11 protein-coding genes are annotated in these 11,615 nt (G+C 62.8%); 3 read left to right on the top strand and 8 right to left on the bottom strand.

The window, feature by feature from the left end; all coding sequences use genetic code 11:
- Window position 1: 1 nt before the first annotated feature.
- The 7 genes from FJ967_RS05780 to FJ967_RS05750 form a co-directional block, all read right to left on the bottom strand.
- A complete protein-coding gene (locus FJ967_RS05780) occupies window positions 2-823 on the bottom strand; it encodes a sugar phosphate isomerase/epimerase (RefSeq protein ID WP_140730731.1) in 822 nt (273 codons plus the stop codon).
- Window positions 824-886: 63 nt separating this feature from the next.
- On the bottom strand, window positions 887-1,729 hold the full coding sequence (locus tag FJ967_RS05775; protein WP_140730730.1) for a carbohydrate ABC transporter permease: 843 nt from the start codon (window positions 1,727-1,729) through the stop codon (window positions 887-889).
- Window positions 1,730-1,734: 5 nt separating this feature from the next.
- The gene (locus FJ967_RS05770) at window positions 1,735-2,631 is read right to left on the bottom strand and encodes a sugar ABC transporter permease (protein WP_140730729.1); all 897 of its coding nucleotides are present in this window, start codon (window positions 2,629-2,631) and stop codon (window positions 1,735-1,737) included.
- Window positions 2,632-2,769: 138 nt separating this feature from the next.
- Window positions 2,770-4,017 (bottom strand): sugar ABC transporter substrate-binding protein, encoded by a 1,248-nt coding sequence (locus FJ967_RS05765; RefSeq protein ID WP_140730728.1) that lies wholly within the window; start codon window positions 4,015-4,017, stop codon window positions 2,770-2,772.
- 113 nt (window positions 4,018-4,130) lie between these two features.
- Entirely contained in the window at window positions 4,131-5,276 is a 1,146-nt protein-coding gene (locus FJ967_RS05760; RefSeq protein WP_140730727.1) for an ABC transporter ATP-binding protein, read from the bottom strand.
- 56 nt (window positions 5,277-5,332) lie between these two features.
- Window positions 5,333-6,316 carry a PfkB family carbohydrate kinase gene (locus tag FJ967_RS05755; protein ID WP_140730726.1) on the bottom strand — a complete coding sequence of 328 codons (984 nt, stop codon included), beginning with the start codon at window positions 6,314-6,316 and terminating at the stop codon, window positions 5,333-5,335.
- Between the two features lie 3 nt (window positions 6,317-6,319).
- Window positions 6,320-7,120 (bottom strand): class I fructose-bisphosphate aldolase, encoded by an 801-nt coding sequence (locus FJ967_RS05750; RefSeq protein ID WP_140730725.1) that lies wholly within the window; start codon window positions 7,118-7,120, stop codon window positions 6,320-6,322.
- Between the two features lie 162 nt (window positions 7,121-7,282).
- Between FJ967_RS05750 and FJ967_RS05745 the strand changes: the two genes are divergently transcribed.
- From FJ967_RS05745 to FJ967_RS05735, 3 genes are all read left to right on the top strand, one after another.
- A complete protein-coding gene (locus FJ967_RS05745) occupies window positions 7,283-8,044 on the top strand; it encodes a DeoR/GlpR family DNA-binding transcription regulator (RefSeq protein ID WP_140730724.1) in 762 nt (253 codons plus the stop codon).
- Between the two features lie 230 nt (window positions 8,045-8,274).
- On the top strand, window positions 8,275-9,423 hold the full coding sequence (locus FJ967_RS05740) for a Gfo/Idh/MocA family oxidoreductase (RefSeq protein WP_140730723.1): 1,149 nt from the start codon (window positions 8,275-8,277) through the stop codon (window positions 9,421-9,423).
- Window positions 9,424-9,446: 23 nt separating this feature from the next.
- Window positions 9,447-10,397: an alpha/beta hydrolase gene (locus FJ967_RS05735; protein ID WP_140730834.1), complete on the top strand. Its 951-nt coding sequence runs from the start codon at window positions 9,447-9,449 to the stop codon at window positions 10,395-10,397.
- Here the strand turns inward: FJ967_RS05735 and FJ967_RS05730 are convergent.
- Complete coding sequence (locus FJ967_RS05730) at window positions 10,385-11,419, bottom strand: LacI family DNA-binding transcriptional regulator (RefSeq protein ID WP_140730722.1); 1,035 nt, start codon at window positions 11,417-11,419, stop codon at window positions 10,385-10,387. The genes FJ967_RS05735 and FJ967_RS05730 overlap by 13 nt on opposite strands.
- Window positions 11,420-11,615: the final 196 nt, after the last annotated feature.

The following is an 11,615-nucleotide window of genomic DNA, read 5'->3' as shown; positions in this document are numbered from 1 at the left end:
CTCAAGCTCCGTAGCCGCGCATCGTCTGGCGGTTGGTCTTGACCGCGCCCGCCGGATCGGCGGCGGCCGTTTCGGATTCCTCCTCCAGCACCAGCCAGCCGTTGAAGTTCGGCGCGCTACCGGCGATCTCGATCACCTCGGCGGTATCGCAGACGCCCTTGCCCAGCATAGCCCAGGTGCCGTTGGCGTCGACATCCTTCAGGTGGACGTAGCGGATGCGGTCGCGATAGGTGATGAGCGTGTCTGCCATGTCCCTGTGGCCGCGCAGGATGTGGCCGGTATCCGGCACCCAGCCGACCAGGTCGGGATCGAGGAGCGCGAAGATCGCGTCGTAGTCGGGCCGGTCGAAGAGCAGCGTGTTGTGGTGCGAGCTTGGATGCACCGCTACCTGCACGCCGGCCTTGCGCCCGAGCTCGCCGGCCTTGTTGTAGAGTTCCGCCGCGATGGCGAACTTGCCGTCGCGCGGCCCGTTGGAGACGACGGTCGCCGAGCCCATCGAAACCAGCGCGCCGGGGAATGCGGCGGCGAAATCGATCCAGCGCTTGGCGGTGTCGAGGTCGGCGCCGATCTTGTCCTTGAGCGTGAAGCCGCTCTTCGAGCCGAAGGCAAAGGAGACGAGCGCCAGGCCGGACGACTTCAGCGCGGCGGCAAACTCGGATGGCCGGTCGCCGTAGCGGCCGATCATGGTGTCGGTGATCTCGATCCCGGCATAGCCGCCATCGCCGATCGCCTTCAGCAGATCGTCCGGACCGCCGGCAAAACGGTCGCCGAGCATTTCCCAGGTAAAAGTCTGGCAGCCGACTTTAAGGTCTTTCACGTTCATCCTTTCAATCCTTGATATCGCCCATTCCTTGATGCCGTTCTGAAGCTCTGTGGGATGGACATGCTATTTGACCGAGCCCGCTGTCATGCCGGCGAGGAAATACCTCTGGGCAATGAGGTAGATGATCAGCAGCGGCAGCGAGCCGAGCACGCTCATCGCCATCATCTGGTTCCATTCGAAGGCGTGCTGCCCCATCAACAGCTGGATGCCGATCGGAACGGTGCGCATCGAGGTCGATTTCGTCAGCGTCAGCGCAAAGAGAAACTCGTTCCAGCACAACAGGAAGGTGTAGACCGACGTCGCCACGATACCGGGCAGCGAGATCGGCACGATCACCCGCCACAGCGCCGTCCAGCTGGAGCCGCCATCGACGGCGACAGCCTCATCGAGATCGCGGGGCAAGGTGTTCAGATATCCGGTCATCAGCAGGATTGCGTAGGGCAGAGTAAACACCAGATAGGTCACGATCAGCGCGATATAGGTGTCGAAGATGCGATACGAGACGACGAGCCCGAAGAAGGGGATCAGAAGCGTGATCGGCGGGATCGTCTGCGTGCTGATGATGAGTGTGTTCAGGCTGCCCTTACCGCGAAAATTGAAGCGGCTGAACCCATAGGCCGCCAGCAAGGCGATCAGCACCGTCAGCACGGTCACCGCTCCGGCCACGAAGTAGCTGTTGAAGAAGAAGCGCAGCTTTACCGGATCGCCGAGGATGGCTGCATACGCTTCCAGCGTGAAAGCCTTGGGCAGGATGGTCGGCGGCAGGGCAAAGATCTCGGTGTTCGACTTGAACGAACTGCTCAGCATCCAGTAGATCGGGAAGGCCGCGAAGAACAGCCCTGCCGCAAGAGCGACATGCAGCGCGACGGTGATCAGCCTGTCTTTCGGCGTGTGCCTTTTCCTCATGGTGACTACCGAGCCTTCTGATAGCGGATATAGAACAGCGTCAGACCGAGAGAGATAAGCAGGATGACCACGGCGCTCGCCGACGCCTGGGACAGGTTGTAGCTCGAAAACGCCAGCTTGTAGGTGTAGGTGCTCAGCACTTCGGTCGAGTAGATCGGGCCACCTCCCGTCGTTATCCAGATCAACGGGAAGACCTGCATGGTCCAGATGAAGTCAAGCAGCGAGATGCTGATGATGATCGGCATCAGCTGCGGAATGGTGATGAATATCAGCTTCTGGTAGGCCTTCGCCCCGTCTATGTCGGCGGCCTCGTAGAGATCCTTGGGAATCCCCTGCAAACCTGCCAGCAGGCTGACCATGAAGAGCGGGTAGCCGGCCCAGATATTGGCGAAGGTGACGGCGTGCAGCGCGGTCTCGGGCGAGGAAAACCACTCGATCTTGGAACCTATGATGCCGAGCTGCATGAGAATGCTGTTCACGACACCGTTCGGCTCGAGCAGCAGGCGCCAGATCACCGCGATGATCACCGCGGTGAACAGCCAGGGCAGGATGTAAAGCACGCGCAGGATGTTGCGCAGCGTCGGATTGATGCGGTCGCTGTTCAGCATGAGCGCGAAGATCATGCCGATGGTCATGTGGAACACCACGCTCATGCATGTGAAGTAGAGCGTGTGCCACAGCGAAGCCCAGAACACGGGATCGGCAAAGATCGCCTGGTAGTGTTTCAGCCCGGCAAAGGACGGGTCGCGACGCAGCACCGCGCTGTTCTGGAACGAATAGCCGATCACCGTGACCATCGGCAGCAGCATCAGCAGGCCGATGATCACGAGCGAGGGCGACAGATACAAATAGGGTGCGACTGCTCGTTTCAGTCTGTGGCGGGAGCGCTTTTGCCGGGTCATGTGCTAACCTTGGGATACGCCTTCAAGAGAAGGTGAGCTTTGCAAACAGGTCCATCTCAGATTGCCGATCCGTTGTTGCCGGGCAGCCTGGCCGAAGCCAGGCTGCCCGGTTGAAGATAGCAGACGGGAGCAGGCCGCTCAGAATTTCGCCATCCAGCCCTTCTGAGCAGCCGCGGCGGCTTCTTCCGGCGTCTGCTCGCCGGCAAGCATCTTTTGAGCCTGAACGTCGAACTGGGTCATCAGGTCTTCAGCCACCGGCAGGCCCGTGAACTCATTGGCGAGATAACCGGTCTTGAAGATCTCGAAAGCCTTGGCGAAAGCCTTGTCCGAGGTCACGAAATCGGGCTTGGCGTTGACGTTGCCGGGGAAGGCGTTGGCCAGCGACACCAGCTTGGCGTTGACCTTCTCGCTCATCAGGTACTGGACGAGTTTCCATGCCTCTTCCTGATGTTTCGAGCTCGCGGAGATGCCGATGCCCCAGGAGGCATATGGAAGGCCGCGCTTGCCCGTATAGCCCTCCACGACCGGAACCGGGATCAGGTCGAAGTTCAGATTGGGATTGCGCTTCCGGATGAGGTTCACATGCGCGAGCGAGTCGATCATCATCCCGACGCGGTCGTTGACGAATTCCTCGACCTTTTCCTGCTCGGTCTTGGTGGCGATGCCGGGCGAGATGGTGCCGGCGTCATTGAGCGACTTGACGAAGGTGAGCATATCCACCACCGGCTTGCCCTCGAGGGCGGGCTTGCCGTCCGCCATCATCGACTGACCCGAAGCCCAGACCCAGGACATCATGTCGTTCTGGACGCCGGACGGCGTTTGCAGCGACAGCGGCAATACCCAGCCATACTGGTTCTTGTCGGCATGGGTCATCTTCTTGGCGGCTTCGAGGAACTCCGCACGGGTCGAGGGCAGCGTGGTCACGCCTGCCTTGGCAGCGAGGTCCAGATTGACGAAGACAGGATAGACGAACGAAGCGACCGGGAACATCACCGCCTTGCCGTCCACCTTGATGATATCGGCGACCTGGGCTTTGTCGAACTTGCTCGCATCCATCATCGGGTTCATGTCGGCGAGCGCGCCCTGCGCGTTCAGATTGTTCACCCAGGCGCCGTCGAGACCGACGACATCGCTGAGCGTTCCGGTCGCGGCGCCGACCGAGATCTGGTCGCGCGTCGTCGCGTAGGGGCCGCTGACCAACGTCACTTTGATGCCGGGGTTGGCGGCCTCGAAATCATTCATGATCGCCCGGAGCGAGCCGGCCGGCAGTTCGGGCTCCCACCATTGGGTGAATTCCAGCGTCGTGTCGGCCATGGCGCCGGTTGCGCCGAGCAACCATGCGGCCGCGGCCATTTTCAGCATCGCGGATTTAATACGAAACGTCATTTTCTCTCCTCCTTCTCTAGGGATCGACCGCACAATGCGGGCGATCGTCTGGTTATTCAGAAGTCTTCCTACGCAGGCGCCTCGCCTTCGCCTGCGGGCATTGCCGCACATCCTCAGATCGCCAGATGCGTCTCGGGATCGAAGAAATGGAGCTTGGCGTCATCCAGCGCCAACTGGATTTCCGAATCGGCGCGGACTTCGCTCACCGGTTCGAATTTCGCCACCGCGTTCGACGTCCGGCCGAAATCCTGCACCGCGTCCGGATCGCCGGAATCCACCCGGACCGCGTCGATGTTCAGATGGACGATATGCTCGGACCCAAGTTCTTCGATCGAGGTCACCCTTGCCGGTATCGTCTGATATTTGCGGCCGGATTCGAGGCTGCTGTCATAGAGATGCTCCGGCCGGATCCCGAACACCACCTTGCGCCCCGCATACGATCTCAAGCTTGGCCTGCGCGCGAAAGCCGCATCCTGCAGCCGGATGCCGAAGGCTCCACAGATCAGTTCGTTGCCCGTCAGGGTCGCCTCGAAAAGGCTCATCGAAGGGGAACCGATGAAGCCGGCAACGAAGGCGTTGACCGGCGATTCATAGAGCTTCTTGGGGGTGTCGACCTGCTGCAGCACGCCGCCTTTCAACACGGCGACCCTGTCTCCCATCGTCATCGCTTCGGTCTGGTCGTGGGTCACGTATATGGTCGTGACACCGAGCTGCTTTTGCAGGCTGGTGATTTCGGCGCGCATCTGAACACGCAGCTTCGCGTCGAGGTTGGAAAGCGGTTCGTCCATGAGAAAGGCGGCCGGTTCGCGCACCATGGCGCGCCCCATGGCAACCCGTTGACGCTGTCCGCCCGAAAGGTTCGCGGGCTTGCTGTCCAGCAGCGAGGTCAACTGCAGGGTTTTGGCGATCTCGTCCACGCGCTTCTTGCGCTCGGCCTTCGACTTGCCTGCCAGGCGCATCGAAAAGGCGATGTTTTCGAACACCGTCATATGCGGGTAGAGCGCGTAGCTCTGGAAGACCATCGCGATGTCGCGATCCTTTGGCGGCATGTCGACGACGTCGGTGCCGCCGATCCGAAGGCTGCCACTGGTGATATCCTCCAATCCCGCGATCATCCGCAACGCGGTGGATTTGCCGCAGCCGGACGGGCCGACGAGAATCAAGAACTCACCGTCCTTGACCGACAGGTTCAACTGGTCGATCGCGTTGAAATTGTTTCCGTATGTCTTGCAGATATTCTCAAGAACGACTTCTGCCATCTTCCTCCCTCCACAAGTCTAAGCCATTGATTTTTATAATTATCCTCGGCTTGGAGTCACCTGTGAGATATTTCCTCGGATCGTTTGGGCTCTGTCGTGGCATCGAGCCCGGCATATTTCAGTTCGACCGCCGACGGCGCGTTCGGCGATGCCAGCAGTTGCGTGACCTGGTCGTCAGTCGGAAGTGCTTCGCGCCCGCCGCGCCCCGTTATCGAAAGAGCAGCAGCAGTAGCAGCGAATGCGACGCAGCCCGCGGTGTCGGCGCCGCGCGTCAATGCCTGGGCATAGGCGCCATGAAAGCAGTCGCCGGCGCCGGTCGAATCGACGACTTCAACCCGGTGCGGCGGCAGGTGCCAGAGCCCTGCCTCTTCGCGACCGCGATAGTAGACGCCCCTGCCGCCATCCGTCACAACCACCGCTGACCGCGACGGCGACCACAATGCATCGAGTATCTCGGCCGGCGCGTGGCGGCCGGTTGCGGCCCGCGCAAAGCCAAGCGGGAGGATGAGATGGTCGCAGAGCGCGATCAGCCTCTCTGTGGCTGGACCGCCGCTCCATTCGATATCGCCGAGGATCGCAAGGCCGAGACCCTGAGCCCGCGCCACGACATCCAGCGACCCGATCGCGTAGCTGTCGACGATCAGGACAGCGGCGCGGCCGAGAACCTCGTCCGGGAAGTCCGCAGCGGTGCCCAGCATCGCTTCGTCGTCATAGGCGATGAACCTGTCGCCATCCGAACCGACGGTGATCCGCGAGCGCACCGGGCGCGCGTCGGCGTGGCGCGGCGCGAACGCGGTTTCAACGCCGCTCGCAACGAGATCGCCCAGCACGGCGTCGTCGGCGGCACTGCCCAGCCAGCCGATGAACCCGGCGCTTCCGCCGAGCCGCGCGACGGCGGCAAGCGCCGTCGCGACATTTCCACCGAAAGCCCTGGCGCTTTGCACAACCTTCCCCTTGCCCGCCGACAACGGTTGATCGACATAGACGATATCGTCGATCGCAATCGCTCCGAAGCCGAGGATTGAGGGGACGGTGGGCATGGTTCAGGCACCCGCCTTGGCCAAGGCATCCTGCGCCGAAAGCCCGTCATGGATGACGCCCCGGAAAGCGGTCGCCGCCTTCTGCGGATCGCCATGGCCCCAGAGATTGCGGCCCACCACGGCGCCGCGCGCGCCGGCACGGATGGCGTCCGCGGTCTGCTGCAGGGCGCCGAGCAGCGTGTCGGTCTTGGGACCACCCGCGATCACGACCGGCACCGGGCAGGTGCGGACGGTTTCCCGGAAGGATTCGAAATCGCCGGTGTAGCCGATCTTGATCACGTCGACGCCGGACTCGTAGCCGATGCGCGCCGCATAGGCGATCTCGTCAGGGGTGAAGACGATTTTTGTGCCGTCGGTGAAATCGCGCGGATAGACATGGGCGACGACCGGCATGCCGTAGCGGGCCGCCGCATTCACCGAATCGGTCAGCCAGCGTATGTATTTTCCTTCGGTCGCGCCGCGCACCGGAATGGCCACGGCCAACGCATCGGCGCCGGCGCGCACCGCATCCTCGGGCGTCGCAATCAGCTCGCTGATGCGATCGTCGGGAGTGAAACAGCCGGCCTGGATGACCAGGGAAGCCTTGCCCGCATATTGCGGCCACAGATGGCGTGCCGTGCCGGGCTGGATGCTGACGTAGTCGGGCTTGCCCGCCATGACGCGGGCGAGCGCGCCCGGCAGGTCGGCAAGGCCGCCTTTGCGCACGTCGCCATAGCCGACGAAATGGTCGACCGCGCCGCCGAAAAGATTTCCCGATGGATGCGAAAAGAGGCGCGCAAGGCGCACTTTGGTTCCTAGGCTCATGACTGCAAAATTTCCCAATTGTTTGGTTTCAAACTTCCAAACCCAGTGTTTGCGAAGGAAATGACAATTGCAATCTTTCGAAAGCTTTCGGTTTTGCGTATTTTCTCGTAGAGTGAGCCAAAGCCGGGGTGGTTGCCCGGCGCATGGAGGCAGAGCAGGGAAATGTTGTCAGAGCAGAGACGCCAGGCGATCCTGGGTGAGGTGCAACGCAGCGGAGAGGTTCGCACCAAGGATCTGTCGGACGATTTTGGCGTGTCGGAAGTCACCGTACGCTCCGATCTCGAGATACTGGATCGCAAGGGACTGCTGACCAAGACCCGTGGCGGGGCGGTGACCCGGACCACGGATTCGACCACGGCCGCGTTCGCCCGGCGGATGCAGACGAACCTCGATGCCAAGAAACGCATCGCCCGGGCAGCGGTGGAGCTGTTCGAGGACAACCAATCGGTCATCTTCGACGGCGGCTCGACGTTGATGCAGGTTGCCATGCAGTTACCGCCACTCAACAATGTCGTGCTCGCAGCCACGGCGATGAACATCGTGCAGCATCTGATGCACCGGCCCGGGCTCGACGTTCATATGATCGGCGGCCGTGTCTACCCGGACACGGTGAGCACGCTTATCACCGATGCCGACACGGCTCTCGGCGGCCTGGTCGCGCATCAGGTGTTTGTCGGAGCGCATGCGATCGACTCCTCACTGGATGTGGTCGACGTGAACGAAGACATGGCGCGAACGAAGCGAAACCTCGTGCGCATGGCCCGGCGCGTTGTGCTGCTTGCGGATTCGAGCAAGTGGGGTGTCAGCGGAACCTCCAAGGCATTTTCGTTATCGGGCGTCGATGTGGTGGTCACCGATGATGGCCTGCCCGGCGCCATACGCAGTCAGCTCGATAAGACCGGGGCCAAGGTGATCTATGCCTGACCGGCAGGCCCGGGGCCGGCGCCCGGCCGTTTTTCCATGTCTGTCATCTTCTCCTCCCAGAGCATGATGACGAAAAGTGTGAAGCGGCCTTCGTCATCGTTTTCGCATGGTCTATAAAAATTTTACGCGCGTCAAGATTTAAAATGTTGTATAGCGCTTTTCGAAATCGATCCGTCGCCGGTTGCGGCGGATCAGGCAGACCGTGACCGCATTGGGAGGGACGACAGGACATGCAGGCAAAATCACAGACCAGGCTCGGCATCGGCGTCATCGGATGCGGCAACATCTCCATGACCTACCTGCGCAATGCAGCGCTCTTCGGCGGCGTCGAATTGCGCGCCTGTGCCGACATTTCGGCCGACATGGCCGCCTTGCGCGCCAAGGAGTATGGCATCCGGGCGCTTGGCGTCGACGCGCTGCTCGCCGATCCTGAGATCGATCTCGTGCTCAACCTGACTATTCCGGCGGCGCATTTCGACATTTCCTTTTCCGCCCTTTCCGCCGGCAAGCATGTCTTCACGGAAAAGCCGCTGGCCACCTCGGCCAGCGACGGCCGCAAGCTTGTCGCGGAGGCGGCCAAGCGCGGCCTGCTACTCGGTTCGGCGCCCGACACCTTCCTGGGGGCTGCCGGGCGGCGAGCGCGCCGCCTGATGGACGAAGGCGCCATCGGCCGGCCGGTGAGCGGAACCGCCTTCATGATGGGGCGCGGCATGGAACACTGGCATCCCAATCCGCAATTCTACTACCAGCCGGGCGGTGGCCCGGTGTTCGACATGGGGCCCTATTACCTGACCATGCTGGTCAATCTGCTCGGCCCGGTGGGGCGCGTGATGGCGATGGCGACCAAGGGACAGGAGGAGCGGCTGATCACGGCCGAGGGGCCGTTCAAGGACACGACATTCAAGGTCGGCACGCCGACCAATGTGCTGTCGCTGCTGGAATTCCGTTCGGGCGCGACCGTCACCTTCGGCGCCTCGTGGGATGTCTTCAGGCACTCGAACCATCCGATCGAACTGCATGGCACGGAAGGCTCGCTGCGCCTGCCCGATCCCGACACGTTCGGCGGCACCGTTTCGCTCTCTGAACGCGGTGCCGAGTGGAAGGACTTCGCCAGCGAGGGCGAACTCTACGGCGCCCGCAACTGGCCCTATGCCGCGCCCGACCGGGCCAATTACCGCATGCTCGGCGTCGCCGACCTCGTGCGCTCGCTGCAGACGGGGGCAACGCCCCGCGCTTCCGGCAATCTGGCGCTGCACGTGCTGGAGATCATGGAAGCGATCCTGCGTTCGGGCGAGACGAAAAGCTCGGTCGCCATTGCCGGCGATGTGGTGCAGCCGCCGCTGCTGACCGAGGACGAGGCGCGCGGCCTGCTCGCTTAGGTGCAGCCATGGCAGAGACGATGATGACACTCGACCCGGATGCGCTGCGCGTCCTCGAAATCGGCCGCGAAGCGGGTGGCGAGCCGTTCGAGAAAGGCAGCGTGGCGGCGGCACGGGCCGCCTACGACGCTTCGTTCCCGGCACAGCAGGGCGAGCATGAGCCGGTCGTGTCGACTTCGGAACGGCAGATCGACGGGCCGAACGGCCCAGTCACGGTCCGCATCCATCGCGGCATCGGCGCAGCGGTGGCCGGCGCGCGTGCGCTTCTCTACCTGCATGGCGGCGGCTGGGTGATCGGCAATCTCTCCTCGCATGACGAGATCTGCCGCTGGCTGGCCAATCTCGGCAATGCCGTGGTTGTCTGCCCCGATTACCGGCTGGCGCCCGAGCACAAATTCCCCGCCGGTCTCGAGGATTGCACCGCGACGCTGCGCTTCATGGCCGACAACGCCGAAGAACTCGGCGTCGATCCGGCCCGCATCGCCGTCGCCGGCGACAGTGCCGGCGGCAACCTTGCCGCCGTCCTGGCGCTGCTTTCCCGCGACGGGCGGGCGGCGCCGCTTGCCGCCCAGATCCTGCTCTACCCCAACACCGATGCCCGCCAGACAACGGACAGCTACCGGCGCTTCGGTGACGGCTTCGGTCTCACCGCCGCCACCATGGCCTGGTTCCGCGATCATTATGTGCGAACGCCGCACGACATGACCGACTGGCGCGTGTCGCCGCTGCTGGCCTCAAGCCTTGCCGGCGTGGCGCCGGCCTTTGTCGTGATCGCCAGCCATGACATCCTCGCCGACGAAGGCACCGCCTATGCCGAACGGTTGCGCGCCGAAGGGGTGCCACTGGTGCTGCGGCGCTGGCCGGGGCAGATCCACGGTTTCGCCTCGATGGGCCGCCACATGCTGGCGGCGCGGCAAGCGGTGAGTGAGGCCGCAGCCTGGCTCCAGTTGCAGACGCGTGTTCAGGCCGACTGACGCATCACCAGCGTCGCGCCAAGCTTGACGTTACGCGCCAGATCCTGGCCGGGCGGATCGGCCTCGTCCAGCAACGCCAGCAAGATCTCGACGCTGCGGCCGGCCATGGCGGCGAAATCCTGCGCCATGGTGGTCAGCGCCGGACAGGTGTAGCGGCTCAACGGATGATCGTCGTGGGCGGCGACGCGGAAATCGCAATCCGGCCGGCGGCCGATCTTCAGCCCGCGCGAGAATGCGGCCGACATCACGCCGAAGGCGAGACGGTCATTGGCGCAGAGCAGCGTGCGGGCCGGCAGGCCGCCCTTGTCGAGCGTCCTGTCCATCCATTCGTGACCGATGCGCTCGAAATCCCAGCTGTAGTCGCCCGCCGATTTGAGAACGACGGGCTCCAGGCCCGCGGCCTGCATGGTGTCGATATAGCTCTGCAGCCGTTCGGCCGAATTGTGGTTCACGTGCGGGATGTCGACATAGACCGGCGGCTCGCCGGACCGACAGAGATAGTCGACGATGGTCGAGGTGCTCTGGTGATTGTCATTGCCGACGAAAGGCGTGTCGCCCTCGATGTAGGTGTCGAAATAGACGATCGGGATGTCCTCGCTCATCCGCTCGAAAACGCCGGGTTCCGAGACCTTTCCCAGCGGCGCGACGATGGCGCCGGCAACCTTCAGCGACATCAGCGTCCTGACCGATTCCGCCTCCAGTTTCGGCGAGCCGTGCGAAGAGATGACGATCGGCCAAAACCCTTCGTCGCGGCAGCGCAGTTCGATGCGGCTGACCATCTCTGCGTAGAACGGATCGGTGATCGTCGGCACGACGATGCCGACATTGCGGGTGCGCTTGCGGTTCAGGTTGCGCGCGAAAACGTTCGGCTGATAGTCCGACGACCGCAGCGCGGCCTCGATGCGCGCCCGCGTCGCCGGCTTCACGCTCGCCGGATCATCGAAATATTTCGACAGGGTCGGGCGCGATACGCCGGACGCCCTGGCGAAGTCATCCATCGTGCGGTGCGTCTTCTCCGCCATCGATATTCCAGGCCCCTTACCCTCGCCTGCCAGTCTTCGCACTCTGGCCAGAATCAGTCTTGCAGCCATTGCCGCGAGGCAGCATTGCTTGACCGAACTTGTTCAGTCAAATTTCCGCATTTCCAATACAACGCAAAAGGATTGCGCGCGTCAAATTATTTATTGACGCTCTGAAAGCAGCAACTTAGGTTTCGCG

This window comes from Mesorhizobium sp. B2-3-4, assembly GCF_006442315.1.
GTDB lineage: Bacteria > Pseudomonadota > Alphaproteobacteria > Rhizobiales > Rhizobiaceae > Mesorhizobium.
The sequence above is the reverse complement of the archived record's forward strand: the minus strand, read 5'-3'. Positions and strand labels throughout refer to the sequence as shown.

Coding starts and splice junctions, on each gene's coding strand:
- FJ967_RS05780 (WP_140730731.1), bottom strand. CDS start 823: ATGAACGTGAAAGACCTTAAAGTCGGCTGCCAGACTTTTACCTGGGAA.
- FJ967_RS05775 (WP_140730730.1), bottom strand. CDS start 1,729: ATGAGGAAAAGGCACACGCCGAAAGACAGGCTGATCACCGTCGCGCTG.
- FJ967_RS05770 (WP_140730729.1), bottom strand. CDS start 2,631: ATGACCCGGCAAAAGCGCTCCCGCCACAGACTGAAACGAGCAGTCGCA.
- FJ967_RS05765 (WP_140730728.1), bottom strand. CDS start 4,017: ATGACGTTTCGTATTAAATCCGCGATGCTGAAAATGGCCGCGGCCGCA.
- FJ967_RS05760 (WP_140730727.1), bottom strand. CDS start 5,276: ATGGCAGAAGTCGTTCTTGAGAATATCTGCAAGACATACGGAAACAAT.
- FJ967_RS05755 (WP_140730726.1), bottom strand. CDS start 6,316: ATGCCCACCGTCCCCTCAATCCTCGGCTTCGGAGCGATTGCGATCGAC.
- FJ967_RS05750 (WP_140730725.1), bottom strand. CDS start 7,120: ATGAGCCTAGGAACCAAAGTGCGCCTTGCGCGCCTCTTTTCGCATCCA.
- FJ967_RS05745 (WP_140730724.1), top strand. CDS start 7,283: ATGTTGTCAGAGCAGAGACGCCAGGCGATCCTGGGTGAGGTGCAACGC.
- FJ967_RS05740 (WP_140730723.1), top strand. CDS start 8,275: ATGCAGGCAAAATCACAGACCAGGCTCGGCATCGGCGTCATCGGATGC.
- FJ967_RS05735 (WP_140730834.1), top strand. CDS start 9,447: ATGACACTCGACCCGGATGCGCTGCGCGTCCTCGAAATCGGCCGCGAA.
- FJ967_RS05730 (WP_140730722.1), bottom strand. CDS start 11,419: ATGGCGGAGAAGACGCACCGCACGATGGATGACTTCGCCAGGGCGTCC.